9 protein-coding genes and 1 pseudogene are annotated in these 17458 nt (G+C 70.8%); 8 read left to right on the plus strand and 2 right to left on the minus strand.

What is annotated here, in order from left to right; translation table 11 throughout:
• Positions 1-792 precede the first annotated feature (792 nt).
• From dnaA to Pen02_RS19880, 5 genes are all read left to right on the plus strand, one after another.
• Positions 793-2694: a chromosomal replication initiator protein DnaA gene (dnaA, locus tag Pen02_RS19860; RefSeq protein WP_504739745.1), complete on the plus strand. Its 1902-nt coding sequence runs from the start codon at positions 793-795 to the stop codon at positions 2692-2694.
• 816 nt (positions 2695-3510) lie between these two features.
• Entirely contained in the window at positions 3511-4644 is a 1134-nt protein-coding gene (gene dnaN, locus Pen02_RS19865) for a DNA polymerase III subunit beta (RefSeq protein WP_203867587.1), read from the plus strand.
• 26 nt (positions 4645-4670) lie between these two features.
• Positions 4671-5543, plus strand: a complete 873-nt coding sequence (gene gnd / locus Pen02_RS19870) for a phosphogluconate dehydrogenase (NAD(+)-dependent, decarboxylating) (protein ID WP_203867588.1) — start codon at positions 4671-4673, stop codon at positions 5541-5543.
• Positions 5544-5547: 4 nt separating this feature from the next.
• The gene (gene recF, locus Pen02_RS19875) at positions 5548-6723 is read left to right on the plus strand and encodes a DNA replication/repair protein RecF (RefSeq protein WP_203867589.1); all 1176 of its coding nucleotides are present in this window, start codon (positions 5548-5550) and stop codon (positions 6721-6723) included.
• A gap of 118 nt (positions 6724-6841) precedes the next feature.
• Complete coding sequence (locus Pen02_RS19880) at positions 6842-7564, plus strand: DciA family protein (protein ID WP_372445637.1); 723 nt, start codon at positions 6842-6844, stop codon at positions 7562-7564.
• A 166-nt stretch (positions 7565-7730) separates the two neighbouring features.
• Here the strand turns inward: Pen02_RS19880 and Pen02_RS19885 are convergent.
• Both Pen02_RS19885 and Pen02_RS19890 read right to left on the minus strand, forming a co-directional pair.
• A pseudogene (locus Pen02_RS19885) lies at positions 7731-8882 on the minus strand (MFS transporter); the annotation flags it as partial.
• Positions 8883-9213: 331 nt separating this feature from the next.
• Complete coding sequence (locus Pen02_RS19890; protein WP_203867590.1) at positions 9214-9768, minus strand: hypothetical protein; 555 nt, start codon at positions 9766-9768, stop codon at positions 9214-9216.
• 590 nt (positions 9769-10358) lie between these two features.
• On the opposite strand from Pen02_RS19890, the gene gyrB reads away from it, so the two are divergent.
• The 3 genes from gyrB (at position 10359) to Pen02_RS19905 (ending at position 17345) form a co-directional block, all read left to right on the plus strand.
• Positions 10359-12308, plus strand: a complete 1950-nt coding sequence (gene gyrB, locus Pen02_RS19895; protein WP_203867591.1) for a DNA topoisomerase (ATP-hydrolyzing) subunit B — start codon at positions 10359-10361, stop codon at positions 12306-12308.
• Between the two features lie 168 nt (positions 12309-12476).
• A complete protein-coding gene (gene gyrA, locus Pen02_RS19900; RefSeq protein ID WP_203867592.1) occupies positions 12477-16262 on the plus strand; it encodes an intein-containing DNA gyrase subunit A in 3786 nt (1261 codons plus the stop codon).
• A gap of 165 nt (positions 16263-16427) precedes the next feature.
• Positions 16428-17345, plus strand: coding sequence for a DUF3566 domain-containing protein (locus Pen02_RS19905; RefSeq protein ID WP_443678484.1), 918 nt, complete (start codon positions 16428-16430; stop codon positions 17343-17345).
• Positions 17346-17458: the final 113 nt, after the last annotated feature.

Raw genomic sequence — 17458 nt, forward strand, 5'->3', positions numbered from 1 at the left:
GTTGGTCGCCGGAGCGGCCGGATGTCGATGCCGCCCAAGCGTCAGCCACGGCCCGTGCGGGACCGCGGTCAACAGTCTTCCATCACCCTAGCAGAGGGCGACAGAGCAACCGTCGGAGCCTACGCAGCCCGACAACGACCGTCAAACGTCATGATCGGCAGCTCATGACCGGCACCTCGTGACCGGCAGCCGGACGACTGCCGGCCGACCGGGCGTACCCGAGCGGGCCGGGCCGGCGGCAGGAGCGCCGACCGGCGTTTTTCCCTGATGTTGACAAGGTCCCGCCCGGGCCGACGGTTGAAGGGTTGTGGACAACGCTGTTAGCGTGCCCGATTGCACGTCAGCGTCAAGGGGTGGGGATGCCGCTGACGGGCAAAACCGGACAAGCTCGTCGATCGTTCGACAGATGAACCCGCGTCAACGCCGGTCGGGCCCGGGGGCAGACGACACGGACGCCCGGCCGGGCGACACAATCGGTCGATACACAGGCTGTGGATAACCTGTGGACGGCGCCGGCAACCGCCGGGCGCCGCGTCGTGCCTGTTCGAGCACGTCAGCAAGCCTGGAACGGTCGACTGGGACGGCAACGGCGGCCGGAGACGCAGAGGCGATGGGGGTGGCGCGACCGTGGCCGACACGATCGACCTTGGCGCGGTGTGGGCGGCGACGACAGAGGAACTGGCCGACGAGATCATTTCGGCCCAGCAGCGCGCCTACCTCCGGCTGACCCGTCTGCACACGATCATCGAGGACACCGCGCTGCTCTCCGTGCCGGACGCCTTCACCCGGGACGTGATCGAGTCCCGGCTCCGCCCGGCGATCACCGAGGCCCTCTCCCGCCGGCTCGGCCGGGCGGTCCAGGTGGCGGTCACCGTACGTCCGCCGGAGGACGGTCAGACCCGCCCGCCGGTCACCGGCTACCCGATCGGGACCGAGCCGACCGGGCCGGCCGTACCGCCGGGATATCCGGGGGGGCCGGGCCATCCCGGCGGTGCCGCACCGGCCGGCGGGTACGACGACGCCGATCCGCCGGGCGGCTACCCCGGGCCGAATCCGGGCGGCGGCTACGGCGACCGGGAACCCGCCGGCTACGCCGATCCGGAGCCGGGCGTCGGGTACCGCACCGAGCCGCTCCGCTTTCCCGGTGCCGAGCACGAGTACCCGGCCCGGCCGGAGCAGGAGTTCCCGACCGGTCCGGTGGCCGGCGCCGACGTACCCGAACATCACAACCCCGTTCCGGACCAGGCCGCCGGACGCAAGCCTCCGCCGTTCACCGGCTCGGCGCAGGTGCCGCCCGGCGGTGCGGCCCGGCCGCCCGGTCGGCCCGACGGCCCCCGGGGCAACCTGATCCCGGCCAGCCGCGACGGCCAGGAGACGCTGTTCAGCGCGCCGTACCCCGAGCCGTACCGGCCGACCGCGCCGCACCAGGACCGACGGAACTTCGACGAGCGGGGCGCCGGCACCGGCGACCTCGGCCAGTTCGGTGTCGACCACCGGCCGGCCGACCGCCGCTACCACGACGGGCGGGACGGCGGCGGACGGCTCGGGCCGGGGCGGGACGGCCCCGACAACGGGCCGGGCCGGGGCGGTGCCTTCGCCGACCAGCGCCCGGGCGGGCGGGACGACCGCCGACCGGGCGGGGTCGGCGGCGCCGGAGACGTCGGCGGCAACCGACTGAACCCGAAGTACATGTTCGAGACGTTCGTCATCGGCTCGTCCAACCGGTTCGCCCACGCCGCCTCGGTCGCGGTCGCCGAGTCGCCGGCCAAGGCGTACAACCCGCTGTTCATCTACGGCCACTCCGGGCTGGGCAAGACCCACCTGCTGCACGCCATCGGGCACTACGCCACCACGCTGGGCAACGCCCGCTCGGTCCGGTACGTCTCGACCGAGGAGTTCACCAACGACTTCATCAACTCGCTCCGGGACGACAAGACCAGTGCGTTCCAGCGCCGCTACCGCGACGTCGACATCCTGCTGATCGACGACATCCAGTTCCTGGAGAACCGCGAGCGGACCCAGGAGGAGTTCTTCCACACCTTCAACACGTTGCACAACGCCAACAAGCAGATCGTGATCACCTCGGACCGGAAGCCGAGGGACCTGGCGACGCTGGAGGACCGGCTGCGTACCCGCTTCGAGTGGGGGCTGCTCGCCGACATCCAGCCGCCGGACCTGGAGACCCGGATCGCGATCCTGCAGAAGAAGGCGGCCCAGGAGCGGCTCTTCGCCCCGCCGGACGTACTGGAGTTCATCGCCTCCCGGATCGCCAGCTCGATCCGGGAACTGGAGGGTGCGCTGATCCGGGTCACCGCGTTCGCGTCGCTGACCCGGTCGCCGGTCGAGTTGTCGCTGGCCGAGGAGGTGCTCCGGGACTTCATCCCGGACGGCTCCGGTCCGGAGATCACCGCGGACCAGATCATGATCTCCACCGCCGACTACTTCGGGGTGAGCCTGGAGGACCTGCGCGGGCAGTCCCGGTCCCGGGTACTGGTGAACGCCCGCCAGGTGGCGATGTACCTGTGCCGTGAGCTGACCGACCTGTCGCTGCCCCGGATCGGCCAGGCGTTCGGCGGCCGGGACCACACCACGGTGATGCACGCGGACCGGAAGATCCGGCAGCAGATGGCGGAACGCCGCTCGCTCTACAACCAGATCGCCGAGCTGACGAACCGGATCAAGCAGAACACCTGAGCCACCCGAGACGCACCGGCGAGGGCCGGGTACGGGCCGAACCGGTCCCGGTACCCGGCCCTCGCCCGTCTCCGGATCCGCCGACGGTGCCTTTTCCGCCGCTGTCCCCCTCGCCGGAGCGGCCGAGCAGCACCACCCGCCGGCACGGCACTCCGTCCCCACCCACAGCCGCGCGCGTTGTACCCAGGCTGTCCACAGCCGGTTGTCCACCATCGGTGGATAACCCTCGGCCCGCCGACGACGGTCAACCCACAAGCTGTGGACAAAGCCTGGGGAAACGTGTGTGGACGGTCACCGAGAGTCACAGAGTTGTCCACCGGTCCGGGCCGGCTGTGTACGAGGTGTTGAAGGTTCTGGGGACAGCACTCGTCGATCTTCGACCGGCCGTACCCACAGATGGGGAAAAGACGGTGGGTAACCCGGTGGACGACCGGTGGACAAGCGTGGATAACCCTGGGGACGGATCCGGCTGTGGATCGCGGGGCCGGTTCAGGGCCCGGTTGTCCACACGCCGCACACGTGTGGACAAGCCGCTGACCTGCGCAGAGCTGGTTTCTCCACAGTTTGCACAGCACCGATGAAGACGATTGGTTTATCTCTAGAAGAGAACAAAAACCAATCATCGGCGTTGGGCATCCTGTGGAGTCTTTCTGAACCGTCGTACCCATCGGTCAAGATCTGCCGAAGTACCGGGGTCGGGCGCACAGCCGATGTGGCCGGGTCCTAAGGTGCCAGGAAGACCCGCACGGTTGGCGGGGCCGGAAGGCGGCCGCCGGCATGAGACAGTTGTCGCTGACGTCGATCCGGAGGCATGGCATGAAGTTCCGCGTGGAGCGTGACGCGCTCGCCGACGCCGTGGCGTGGACCGCGAAGAGTCTGCCCAACCGTCCCTCGGTGCCGGTGCTGGCCGGCGTACTGCTGCGGGTCGGTGAGGGCGGGCTGCACGTCTCGGGCTTCGACTACGAGGTCTCCAGCCAGGTGACCGTCGACGTGCAGAGCGAGGCGGAGGGGGCCGCGCTGGTCTCCGGCCGGCTGCTGGCCGAGATCACCAAGGCGCTGCCGGCGAAGCCGGTGGACATCGCCGCCGCCGGAGCGCATCTGGAGCTGGTCTGCGGCAGCGCCCGGTTCACCCTGCCGACGATGCCGGTCGAGGACTACCCGACCCTGCCGGAGATGCCCGGCAGCGCCGGCACCATCGACGCGGCCACCTTCGCCGCCGCGGTCGGCCAGGTCGCGATCGCCGCCGGCCGGGACGAGACGCTGCCGATGATGACCGGCGTACGCATCGAGCTGACCGGGTCGACGCTGGCGATGCTGGCTACCGACCGCTACCGGCTGGCGCTGCGCGAGATCGACTGGCGGCCGGACGACCCGGAGGTCAGCATCAACGCGCTGGTGCCGGCCCGGACCCTGCACGACACCGCCAAGGCCCTCGGCCCGCTCGGTGGCGACGTCACGATGGCGCTCTCCCAGGGGGCGGCCGGCGAGGGGCTGATCGGGTTTGCCGGCGGCACCCGCCGGACCACCAGCCGGCTGCTGGACGGCGCCAACTACCCGCCGGTGCGCTCGCTCTTCCCGGCCAGCTCCAACGCCGAGGCCCGGGTGTCGGTCGCCGCCCTCACCGAGGTCGTCAAGCGGGTGTCGCTGGTCGGCGGCCGGACCACGCCGGTGCTGCTCAACTTCAGCTCGGACGGGCTGGTCGTCGAGGCCGGCAGCACCGAGGAGGCCCGGGCCAGCGAGGCGATGGACGCCACCTTCACCGGCGAGCCGCTGACCATCGGCTTCAACCCGCAGTACCTGATCGACGGACTCCAGAACCTCGGCTCGGCGCTGGCGGTCTTCTCCTTCGTCGACGCCTTCAAGCCTGCGGTGATCTCGCCCTCCGGCGAGGACGGGGAGATCATTCCCGGCTACCGCTATCTGATCATGCCGATCCGGGTCACCCGCTGATCGCACCGGTTCTGGAAGGAAAGTTCATGCAACTCGGCCTGGTGGGCCTCGGCCGGATGGGCGGCAACATGCGCGAACGACTGCGCGCCGCCGGGCACGAGGTGATCGGCTACGACCAGAATCCGGCGCTGTCCGACGTCGCCAGCCTGGCCGAACTGGCCGAGCGGCTGGCCGCGCCCCGGGCGGTCTGGGTGATGGTGCCGGTGGCCTACACCGAGCCGACCGTCGACGGGCTGATCGAGGTGCTCTCCGCCGGGGACATCGTCATCGACGGCGGGAACTCCCGGTTCAGCGACGACCTGCCCCGGGCGGAAAAGCTCGACCGGCACGGCATCGGCTACATCGACGTCGGGGTCTCCGGCGGCGTCTGGGGCCGGGAGAACGGCTACGGCCTGATGGTCGGCGGCGACGAGCAGCATGTCGGGCGGCTGATGCCGGTCTTCGACGCGCTGAAGCCGGAGGGCGAGTTCGGCTTCGTGCACGCCGGCCCGGTCGGCGCCGGGCACTACGCCAAGATGGTGCACAACGGCATCGAGTACGGCCTGATGCACGCCTACGCCGAGGGCTTCGAGCTGCTCACCGCCTCCGAGCTGGTGACGAACGTGCCGGGCGTGTTCAAGTCCTGGCGGGAGGGGACCGTCGTCCGGTCCTGGCTGCTCGACCTGCTCGACCGGGCCCTCGACGAGGACCCGGAGCTGTCCCAGCTCACCGACTACACCGAGGACACCGGCGAGGGCCGGTGGACGGTGGACGAGGCGGTCCGGCTGGCCGTGCCGCTGAACGTCATCACCGCCTCGCTCTTCGCCCGGTTCGCCTCCCGCCAGGACAGCTCCCCGGCGCTGAAGGCCGTCTCCGCACTGCGCCAGCAGTTCGGCGGGCACGCCGTACGCAAGCACTGAACCGGTGTACGTCCGCCGGCTCGAACTGGTCGACTTCCGCTCGTACGAGCGGGTCGGGGTCGACCTGGAGCCGGGCGGCAACGTGCTCGTCGGCCCGAACGGGGTGGGCAAGACCAACCTGGTCGAGGCGCTCGGCTACGTGGCGACGCTGGCCAGTCACCGGGTCGCCACCGACGCCCCGCTGGTCCGGGCCGGTGCCGCGACGGCGGTGCTCCGGTGCGCGATCGTGCACGACGGCCGGGAACTGCTGGTCGAGTTGGAGATCGCCCCAGGCCGGGCGAACCGGGCCCGGCTGAACCGCTCGCCGGCCCGTAGGGCCCGGGACGTGCTCGGCGCCCTCCGGCTGGTGCTCTTCGCCCCGGAGGACCTGGAACTGGTCCGGGGCGACCCGGCCGAGCGGCGGCGCTACCTCGACGACCTGCTGGTCACCCGGATGCCCCGGTACGCCGCCGTGCGGGCCGACTACGAGCGGGTGGTGAAACAGCGCAACGCACTGCTGCGTACCTCGTATCTGGCCCGGAAGACCGCCGGTGGGCGGGGCCGGGCCGCCCGCGCCGACGACGGGCAACCGGCCGAGGGCGGAAACGACCTGTCGACGCTGGCCGTCTGGGACACCCACCTGGCCCGGCACGGGGCGGAGCTGTTGGCCGGCCGGCTGGAACTGGTCGCGGCGCTCGGGCCGCACGTGACGAAGGCGTACGACGCGGTGGCCGCCGGCCGGGGTGCGGCGTCGATCGCGTACCGCCCGTCGGTGGAACTGACCGACCCGGTGCCGGACCGCTCGGCGCTGGAGGCGGCGCTGACCGCCGCGCTCGCCGAGGCGCGACAGTCGGAGATCGACCGGGGCGTGACACTGGTCGGGCCGCACCGCGACGAGTTGACGCTGACCCTGGGCACCCTGCCGGCCCGGGGCTACGCCAGCCACGGCGAGTCCTGGTCGTACGCGCTGGCGCTCCGGCTCGCCGCCTACGACCTGCTGCGCGCCGACGGCGTCGAACCGGTGCTGGTGCTGGACGACGTCTTTGCCGAGCTGGACAGCGGGCGGCGGGAGCGGCTCGCCGAGCTGGTGGCCGGGGCGAGTCAGCTCCTGGTCACCTGTGCCGTCGCCGACGACGTGCCGCAGGCCCTGCGCGGCGCCCGTTACGAGGTCTCCGACGGGCAGGTGAACCGTGCCGACTGACCCGCCGGAAACGCCACGCCCGGAAACGCCACGCTCGAAAACCCCGCAGGCGGGGACCGCGCAGCCGGAAACCCCACGCCCGGGGTCGGCACGGCCGGGGACCCCGCGACCGGACAACCTGTCCTCAGGGGCTGCACGGTCGGGGACAGCACGGCGGCAGGGTTCACCGCCGGCGGGTGCTCCGACCGGCGGCCGGGAGCAGGACACCGCGTCGGGCCCGGCCGGGCAGGCTGCGGCCGGAGGGGAGACCGGTCCGGGGGCGACGGCCGGCGACGGTGACCTGGCCGGTCCGGCACTGGCCCGGGCGGTACTCGACGCGGCACTCGCCCGACGAAAGGCGACCGGCCCGCGTCGGCGTACCCCCGGCGGAGCCGATCCGGACGCGGAGTCGGCGGCCGACGGTGCGGCCGGCGGTGCCGGTGCCTCGGGTCGGTCGGGCGGACAGCGGCGTCGGCCGCGCGGCTACTCCGGCCCCGGGCCCGACCCTCGTGATCCACAACTCTTCGGTACGGTGCTGGCCCGGCTGGTGAAGGCCCGGGGCTGGCAGCAGCCGGCCGCCGAGGCCACCGTCTTCGGCGCCTGGGAGCGGGTGGTGGGCGCGGACGTCGCCCAGCACAGCCGTCCGGTGAAGCTGGAGGACGGCGAACTCACGGTCGAGGCGGAGTCGACCGCGTGGGCGACCCAGCTCCGACTGCTGGCGGCGTCGCTGCTGAAGCGGATCGCGGCCGAGGTCGGGCACGGCGTGGTTCGTCGGCTCCATGTGCACGGCCCGACGGCACCGTCCTGGTCCCGGGGTCCACGGCGGGTGCGAGGACGTGGCCCCCGGGATACGTACGGCTGAGCCGGACCGACGGCAGCCGCCGGGCGAACCGGTCGGCGGCGGCCCGGCGCCGCGCGGCGGCGGTACGCGCGGCCGGCAGCGCGATCGGGCGCGGCGTCTCCGGTGCGGCGGCCCGCTGCCGGCGGGACAGCGCCAGCCCGGCCCAGGCCGAGGCGAGCAGCCCGACACAGCCGGCGAAAACCAGCGTCTGCCGGGGACCGACGTGCTCGGAGAGCCAGCCGAGGACCGGCGCGCCGACGGCGGCGGCCACCGAGCCGGTCACCGCGATGGCGGCCAGTACCCGGCCGCGCATGGCGCCGTCGGTGTCGAGCTGTGCCCGGGTGCCGACGGTGGTGTCGATGATCACTGCGGCGGCGGCGATCGGCAGGATCGCGGCGGCGAAGGTCCAGACTCCGGGGGCCAGCCCGGCGACGGCCTGTAGGACGCTGGCGCTCACCCCGGCACCGACCAGCAGCCGGTAGCTGAGGTCGCGCCTGCGGGCGGCGGCCAGCGCGCCGAGTACCGTGCCGACGGCGAAGACGGTGGAGAGCAGGCCGTAGCCGCCGGCACCGCCGCCGAGTGGGCCGGCGCTCATCGCCGCCATGGTGACCTGGTAGTTGCGGCCGAGACTGCCGAGGACGAAGGCAAGTGCGAGGGCGGTCAGGATGACCGGCTGCCGGCACAGGTAGCGCAACCCGGCGCGGACGCCGTGCCGGTCGGCGCCCGGTCCGGCGGGTCCGGCCTCCGGTTGGTGCAGCTCCCGCTGGCGTACGGCGAGCAGCGCGACCACCACCGCGGCGAAGCTGACGGAGTTGACCACGAACAGCATCGCCGGCCCGGTGGCGGCCACCACCACGGCACCGACGCTCATCCCGAGGATCCGTCCGGCGGAGTTGGTCAGCGAGCCCAGCGCGAGGGCGTTGCCGAGGGTCTCCCGGTCGACCATGGTCGAGCCGTACCGGCCCATCACCGGGCCCTCGATCGCCGAGAGCACGCCGCTGACCAGCGAGATTACGTAGATCGTCGACATCTGTGGTGCGTCCGACCAGGCCACCACGGCCAGTCCGGCGGCGAGTCCGGCGTGCCCCACCTGGGTGGCGACCAGCAGTGGCCGGGCGGGCAGCCGGTCCGCCAGCGCGCCGCCCCAGCCGCTGAGCAGCAGAGTGGGCAGCGCCTGGAGCAGTACGGCCAGCCCCATCGAGGTGGCCGAGCCGGTCTGCTGGAGGACGTACCAGTTGACTCCGAGCACCTGCATCCAGGTGCCGATCACGGAGACGAAGCCGGCGCCGGCCCAGATCCGGTAGTTCCGGTGGCGCAGCGCCCCGAACGTCGTACGCAAAGCCGCGAACCCTCCCCGTTCGTTGGCGGCGAACGCGGTTACGTCCCTACGCCGTGGCCCTCTGTCACCGGACTGTGACCCTCCGAGCGACGGGCAAGTCTGACTTCTGCTCCGCCCCGCCGTTCAGGGGACGATGAGCCGCGTCACATGTCCTCGGCGGGTAATTGGCAATTCGGGCCAACCAGGGCATAGCCATTCGGTGGAGGTCGGGTCGACCGGTGGGTGCGACCGCACCCGCCGACGTTCCGACGATCCGGCCCGGGCCAGGGCACGAGCCGGCCCGGCCGGGTGAGGAGTTGCCGGACCCGGGCGAAAGTCGGGGCGAGCCGGGTCAGGAGTCGGCGTAGACGGCGAAGCCGCGTTCGGCGCAGCGGCGGTAGAAGCCGGCCAGTACCCCCAGCTCGGAGCGGGAGAAGCTCCACTGCGGCGGTGCGCCGGACTCGTCGCGTAGCGCGTCGAGCCGGCTGTCCAGCCAGCGCAACTGCTGCTCGGCCAGCCGGCCGTCGGCGAGCGCGGACCGCAGTACGGCGCTGACCGTGTCGAACGTCACGGACTCGCCGTGCTCGCGGTGTCCGTCGACGAAACGCTCCAGCCCGCCCGCGATCCAGGCGCAGCCGTCCGGGTCGATCACCGGGTCCTCGTCCTCGGCGGCGGCCTCGGTGGCGTACAGCACCCCGTCGAGGCCGAGCAGCAGGTCGACCAGCTCGGTGTAGGCGGTGGCCCGGACCGAGCCGTTCTTCGCGATGTAGCCGGCGAGGGCGGCCGTCGGCGCGGCCACCTCCGGCACGTCGGCCAACTCGCCGAAGTCGACGAACTCGGCCGGTGCGACCGGGTCGTAGAAGCGGCCGGTCCGCGGCCAGCGCACCGCGACGTTGTCCAGCCCCATCGGGCGTCACCTCTCCATGCACCTGACGAAACCGGTCGTCTGGACCGTCCGATGCGCTTACCGGGCATCCTGGCCACGGAGCTTACTTCCGGCGTCGACAAGTTACGGCACCGCTCGCCCTCCGCGCGACCCCCGGGGCGGCGTCGCGTCGGGCGTCGGGTTCGTCGCCGCCCCCGGCGGGCGGCGACGACCAGGCTGGGCGGTCTCGGCCCGGGACGGTGGGACCGTGCCGGAACGGCCCACGATTCGACCGCGCGCGTGTGGGGGGAGTCGTGGGCGAGGGGGTACGGCCGCCTACGAGGGTCTCAGGGCGCCGCGCAGGGGTGCCGCATACCCAATATGTCATCTGGGCACAGTAAGATTGACGGCGAGACGACGACTCGGTGTGGCGCGAGGCGGGCCCTGGTGGCCCGGCCGGCACCGCACCGGGTCCGAGCCGATCGCGATCCGTGGGCTGCCACGGCGACCGGCGCGTTCGACCGTACCCCGGAATTCCTCGTGGTGCCGGCCCTGCGCGTGCGGTCGCGGGCCGCCCACCGAACCCGCGCTCCCGCGCCGCACGGCGCGGGCCGCGCGAGAAAGTGGCCAAGGTGGCAGCGCAGAAGAAGCAGGAGTACGGCGCCGAGTCGATCACCGTTCTGGAGGGCCTGGAGGCCGTCCGGAAGCGGCCTGGGATGTACATCGGATCGACTGGTGAGCGCGGTCTGCACCACCTGGTCTGGGAGGTCGTGGACAACGCGGTCGACGAGGCGCTCGCCGGCTACTGCGACACGATCGAGGTGGTGCTGCTCGCCGACGGCGGCGTCCGGGTCACCGACAACGGTCGTGGCTTCCCGGTCGACCTGCACCCGAAGCTGAAGAAGCCCGGTGTCGAGGTGGCGCTGACCGTGCTGCACGCCGGCGGCAAGTTCGACGGCAAGGCGTACGCGGTCTCCGGCGGCCTGCACGGCGTCGGCGTCTCGGTGGTGAACGCCCTCTCCACCCGGATGTTCGTCGAGATCAACAAGGGTGGGTACGTCTGGCGTCAGCACTACACCAACTCCAAGCCCTCCCCGCTGGAGAAGGGCGAGACCACCAACACTACCGGCTCGGCCGTCTCGTTCTGGCCGGACCCGGCGGTCTTCGAGACCGTCGACTTCGCCTTCGAGACGATCTACCGGCGCATCCAGGAGTACGCCTTCCTCAACCGGGGCCTGACCATCCAGCTCCGCGACGAGCGGGTGCAGGAGGAGGACGGCAAGCCGCGCGAGGTCACCTTCTGCTACAAGGGCGGCATCTCCGACTTCGTCCGCCACCTCAACGCCTCCAAGAACCCGATCCACAAGACGGTGGTCGAGTTCGGGGCCGAGGAGGAGAGCGAGGGCATGTCGGTCGAGATCGCCATGCAGTGGAACGAGTCGTACGGCGAGTCGGTCTACACCTTCGCCAACACCATCAACACGCACGAGGGCGGCACCCACGAGGAGGGCTTCCGGGCCGCGCTGACCAGCGTGGTCAACCGGTACGGCACGGACAAGAAGCTGCTCAAGGGCGACGAGAAGCTCTCCGGCGAGGACATCCGGGAAGGGCTCGCGGCGATCATCTCGGTCAAGCTGACGAACCCGCAGTTCGAGGGGCAGACCAAGACCAAGCTCGGCAACACCCCGGTGAAGAGCTTCGTGCAGCGGGTCTGCAACGAGTGGCTGGTCGACTGGTTCGACCGCAACCCGGCCGAGGCAAAGCTGATCATCACCAAGGCCACCCAGGCGGCCCGGGCCCGGATCGCCGCGCAGCAGGCCCGCAAGCTGGCCCGGCGCAAGTCGCTGCTGGAGTCCGGCTCGATGCCGGGCAAGCTGGCCGACTGCCAGTCCACCGACCCGCGCGAGTCCGAGGTGTTCATCGTCGAGGGTGACTCGGCGGGTGGTTCGGCGAAGCAGGGCCGGGACCCGCGTACCCAGGCGATCCTGCCGATCCGGGGCAAGATCCTCAACGTGGAGAAGGCCCGGATCGACCGGGTGCTGAAGAACAACGAGGTCCAGGCGCTGATCACGGCGCTGGGCACCGGTATCCACGACGACTTCGACATCGAGAAGCTGCGCTACCACAAGATCGTGTTGATGGCCGACGCCGACGTCGACGGCCAGCACATCCAGACGCTGCTGCTCACCCTGCTGTTCCGGTTCATGCGTCCGTTGGTCGAGCTGGGCCACGTCTACCTGGCCGCACCGCCGCTCTACAAGATCAAGTGGAACCGCAAGGGCGACGACGCCCAGTACGCCTACTCCGACCGGGAGCGGGACGGGCTGATCGCGCTGCGGCAGCAGAAGAAGCCGAACGCCAAGCCGGACGACATCCAGCGGTTCAAGGGTCTGGGCGAGATGAACTACCCGGAGCTGTGGGAGACCACGATGAACCCCGCGACGCGTACGCTGCGCCAGGTCACCCTGGACGACGCCGCGACCGCCGACGAACTGTTCAGCGTCCTGATGGGCGAGGACGTGGAGGCCCGCCGGTCCTTCATCCAGCGCAACGCCAAGGACGTCCGCTTCCTCGACATCTAGTGGCGGTACGGCGGCTCCCGTCGCTGCCGGCATCGGCCGGGTCGCGCCTCCCGACTCGGCCGAACGGTCAGCCGGGACCGTCGTTCCACACAGTTATCCACAGCTTCCACGGTTTCCACAGCCGTTATCCACAGCGGAATGCGGCTTTGAGTCTGATAAGGGTTGACAGTGACGGATACTCCCGAGTCCTCTGCTAACGAGCCGGAGCAGGACGCGACCGCCGCCAGCGCGGTCGCGCAGCACGACCGGATCGAGCCGGTCGGGCTCGAGGTGGAGATGCAGCGCTCCTACCTCGACTACGCGATGAGCGTGATCGTCGGACGGGCGCTGCCGGACGTACGGGACGGCTTGAAGCCCGTACACCGCAAGATCCTCTACGCCATGTTCGACTCCGGCTACCGCCCGGACCGGGGCTACGTGAAGTGCTCCCGGGTGGTCGGCGACGTGATGGGTCAGTTCCACCCGCACGGCGACTCGGCGATCTACGACGCGCTGGTCCGGATGGCCCAGACCTGGTCGCTGCGCTACCCGCTGGTCGACGGCAACGGCAACTTCGGTTCGCCAGGTAACGATCCGGCTGCGGCGATGCGTTACTGTCTGACCGGAGATGTGCGGATTCGTACCGCCGACGGCACCGTCCGGATCGACCAGATCGTCCCTGACGCGGCGCCCAGTTCCGAGACCGACATCGACCTCAAGGTTCGGGACCGCAACGGCGACCTGGTCCGGGCCTCGAAGTTCTTCCACTCCGGCGCGCATCCGACGCTGCGGCTGCGTACCCGCGCCGGCTACGAGCTGACCGGTACGCACAACCACCCGGTGCTCTGCCTGGTGCAGGTGGCCGGCGTGCCGACGCTGCTGTGGAAGCTGCTCGCCGAGGTCAGCCCCGGCGACCGGGTGGTGCTCCAGCGGACGGTCCCGGACGAGATCGGCTACCCGATGCTGGAGCACATCGAGGCTGCGGTCTTGGCCGGTGCGCTTGTCAGCGAAGGCTGGATCTCCGACGAGTGGGTTGAGTTTGCCAACGTTGATCGGGCCTTCTTCGCTCGGGTGGTCGCGGCGTTTGACGTCGCGGTAGGTGGCAAGCGGTGGTTCAACGAGGAGCGGATGGCCTCGGGCAAAACGCTGCATCGGGTCCGGGCGGGGATCAAACAGCTGTCGCGTACGGCGCTCGGCGAGCTGATCGGGGCGCGGAGCGCGGCGAAGTTCGTGCCGGAGTTCGTCTGGCAGGGGCCGGCGGCGGTCAAGCGGGCCTTCCTCCAGGCGCTCTTCGAGGGTGACGGCTCGTCGTCGCTGCTGCCCCGCAACACCATGCAGATCTCCTACTCGACCCGCAGCGAGCGGCTGGCCCGCGAGGTTCAGCAGCTGCTGCTGGAGTTCGGCGTCGTCAGCAAGCAGTGCCGGTACGACAGCGGCGAGATCAAGGTCGTGGTGACCAACCGCCGGGACGCGCGGCTCTTCGCGCAGTACGTCGGCTTCCTCGGCCGCAAGCAGGCGAAGCTGGAGTCCGAACTGGCCGCCGTGCCGGCCACTAACAGGGCGCTGTCCAGCGACCACGTGCCGTACGTCGGCGACTTCGTCCGGGAGCACGGCGCGCAGCGCTGGACCGAGCGGGACTGGCTGCGCCGGCACAACGTCGACCGGATCGAGCGCTGGGAGCGGGACCGCGCCGAGATAGTGGCGCGGATCACCGAACGCGAGGTACTGGACGTCGTCGAGCCGCTGGTCGACGGTCGGTTCTACTACGCCGAGGTCGCGGAGGTGACCGACGCGGGAGTTCAGCCGGTCTACAGCCTGCGGGTCGACACCGACGACCACTCGTTCGTCAGCGACGGCTTCGTCAGCCACAACACCGAATGCAAGCTCGACCCGCTGGCGATGGAGATGCTCCGGGACATCGACGAGGACACCGTCGACTTCCAGGACAACTACGACGGCCGGGCCAAGGAGCCGACGATCCTGCCGTCCCGGATCCCGAACCTGTTGGTGAACGGTTCCGAGGGCATCGCGGTCGGCATGGCCACCAAGATCCCGCCGCACAACCTGCGGGAGATCGCCGCCGCCGTGCAGTGGTGCCTGGAGAACCCGGACGCCGACGAGGCCACCACGCTCGACGAGCTGATCGGGATCGTCAAGGGGCCGGACTTCCCGACGCACGGGTTGATCGTGGGTACCACCCCGATCCAGGACGCGTACCGGACCGGGCGGGGCTCGATCCGGATGCGTGCGGTGGTGGACGTCGAGGAGGACAAGAAGGGTCGGACGAGTCTCGTCGTCACCGAGCTGCCGTACCAGGTCAACCCCGACAACCTGGCCGAGCGGATCGCCGAGCTGATCAAGGAGGGCAAGCTCGCCGGGATCGCCGACATCCGGGACGAGTCCTCCGGGCGTACCGGTATGCGGATCGTGCTGGTGCTCAAGCGCGACGCGGTCGCCAAGGTGGTGCTGAACAACCTCTACAAGCACACCCAGCTCCAGGAGACGTTCGGCGCCAACATGCTGGCCCTGGTCGACGGGGTGCCGCGCACGCTCAACCTGGCCCAGTTCATCCGCTACTACGTCGAGCACCAGATCGACGTGATCCGGCGGCGGACGGCGTACCGGTTGCGCAAGGCCGAGGAGCGGGCGCACATCCTGCGCGGTCTGGTCAAGGCGCTGGATGCGCTCGACGACGTCATCGCGCTGATCCGGCGATCGCCGACGGTGGAGGAGGCCCGACAGGGCCTGATCCAACTGCTCGACATCGACGAGGTGCAGGCCACCGCGATCCTGGACATGCAGCTCCGCCGGCTCGCCGCGCTGGAGCGCCAGAAGATCATCGACGAGTTGGCCAAGATCGAGCTGGAGATCGCCGACCTCAAGGACATCCTGGCCAAGCCGGAGCGGCAGCGGAAGATCGTTTCCGAGGAGCTCGGCGAGATCGTCGCCAAGTGGGGCGACGAGCGGCGGACCAAGATCGTGCCCTTCGAGGGCGAGGTCTCGATGGAGGACCTGATCGCCCGCGAGGACGTGGTCGTCACCATCACCCGCACCGGGTACGCCAAGCGGACCAAGGTCGACCTCTACCGCTCGCAGCGCCGGGGCGGCAAGGGGGTCAGTGGTGCCACGCTGCGCCAGGACGATATCGTCAGCAACTTCTTTGTCTGCTCCACGCACGACTGGATGCTCTTCTTCACCAATAAGGGGAGGGTCTACCGGGCCAAGGCGTACGAGTTGCCGGAGGCCAGTAGGGTGGCGAGAGGCCAGCACGTGGCCAATCTGCTTGCCTTCCAGCCGGACGAGCAGATCGCCCAGGTGATCGAGATCCCGGACTACCAGGTCGCGCCGTACCTGGTACTGGCCACCAAGAACGGTCTGGTGAAGAAGACGAGGTTGGAGGAGTTCGATTCCAACCGCTCCGGCGGCATCATCGCGATCAACCTCCGCGACGAGGACGAGCTGGTCGGAGCGGCGCTGGCGGGACCTGGGGACGACCTCCTGCTGGTCTCCAAGAAGGCGCAGGCGATCCGGTTCAACGCCACCGACGAGGCGCTCCGGCCGATGGGGCGGGCCACCTCGGGCGTGATCGGGATGCGGTTCACCGACGACGACGTGCTGTTGGCGATGGAGGTGGTCCGCGAGGGCATGGACCTGGATGTCCTCGTGGCGACGAACGGGGGTTACGCGAAACGTACCCCGATCGAGGAATACCCCGTGCAGGGTAGGGGAGGTAAAGGGGTGCTGACCGCGAAGATCACCGAGCGCCGCGGCGGTCTGGTCGGCGCGGTCGTCATCAGCCCGGACGACGAGCTGTTCGCCATCACCAGCAACGGCGGCGTGATCCGGACTCCCGTGAAGCCTGTACGCCGAACGCGCGACCGGAACACAATGGGTGTCAAACTGATGGACCTACCAGACGGCGTGACTATTGTGGCGATTGCTCGCAATGCCGACGAGCCTGACGAACAGGACTAGTTGATGACGGAGACACAGGCGAAGTCGGGGGCTGCGGGGACCTCGGCCAACCCGGTCGACGAGGAGGCCGCCGCCGGCGGTGCCTCGGCGACCGGCCGCGCGGCAGTCGGCCGCGCGATGGTCAGCGCCGACACGCCGTCCCCCAAGTTCACCCGGGCGCCGGGCATGCCGCCGCCACCCGACCAGCTTCCCGAGGAGCCGGCCGCCCCGTCGGCCGGGGCGGCCGAGGGCGGGAAACCGGCGTCTGCCACGACGGAAGCCGCGACAGCCGCGACGTCTCCGGCGGCGACCGCCGCAGCTTCCAGAGGCAGCGCCGGGGTGAACCGGTCCGATCAGTCGGGTACGAGCGATCCGAACGCGACGACCCGGCTGGAGCAGCCCGGTGAGGCGTTCCGTACCGAGCGGATCTCTGCCCGTACCGAGCGTCCCGGCTCCCCCGGTGTCCCCGCCGGGGCGGAGGCGACGCAGCCGATCTCCGGCGGCGCGCCGCAGGGCGGGTTCCGGCCGGGCCGGCCCGGTGGAGCGGCCCAGACCTCGGCCACCAGCCGGTTCGGGTTCGGCAGCCCCGCCGCACGTACGGCCACCGGTGCACCCGCAGCGGCCGGGGCGGCGACCCCGGGCGCGCCGGCCGGCGGCCCCGGTGCCGTCGGAGCGGCCCGGGTGACCGAGGCCGTTCGCGCCGCCCGCAGTACGGTCAGTTCCGCCGCCTCACGCGGTCCTCGCCGTGCCCGGCTGAACCTCAAGCGGATCGATCCCTGGTCCGTGATGAAGTTCTCGTTCGCGGTCTCGCTGGTGCTCTTCATCGTGGTGATCGTCGCGACCTCCGTGCTCTACCTGGCGCTCGACGCCATGGGCGTCTTCGACAGCGTGAACGGCACGTTGACCGACATGATCAGTGCGAGTGGCGGCCAGGGCGGCGACACCTTCCAGATCACCGCGAAGGGCGTCATCCTCACCTCCGGGCTGATCGGTCTGGTGAACGTGGTGCTGTTCACCGCGCTCGCCACCCTCGGTGCGTTCATCTACAACGTCTGCGCCGACCTGGTCGGCGGCGTCGAGCTGACCCTCGCCGAGCGCGACTGAGCGGTACGACAGCAGCTTCGCCGACGCCGGGGCACCCGCCGCAATGCGGTGGCCCCGGCGTCCGTCGTTCGGGTACGGTCTGCGTCGTACCTGGTCGACGGGCCGGGCTCCGA

Source organism: Plantactinospora endophytica (genome assembly GCF_016862915.1).
Taxonomy (GTDB): domain Bacteria; phylum Actinomycetota; class Actinomycetes; order Mycobacteriales; family Micromonosporaceae; genus Plantactinospora; species Plantactinospora endophytica.

Coding starts and splice junctions, on each gene's coding strand:
- dnaN (WP_203867587.1), top strand. CDS start 3,511: ATGAAGTTCCGCGTGGAGCGTGACGCGCTCGCCGACGCCGTGGCGTGG.
- Pen02_RS19905 (WP_443678484.1), top strand. CDS start 16,428: ATGCCGCCGCCACCCGACCAGCTTCCCGAGGAGCCGGCCGCCCCGTCG.
- Pen02_RS19890 (WP_203867590.1), bottom strand. CDS start 9,768: ATGGGGCTGGACAACGTCGCGGTGCGCTGGCCGCGGACCGGCCGCTTC.
- gnd (WP_203867588.1), top strand. CDS start 4,671: ATGCAACTCGGCCTGGTGGGCCTCGGCCGGATGGGCGGCAACATGCGC.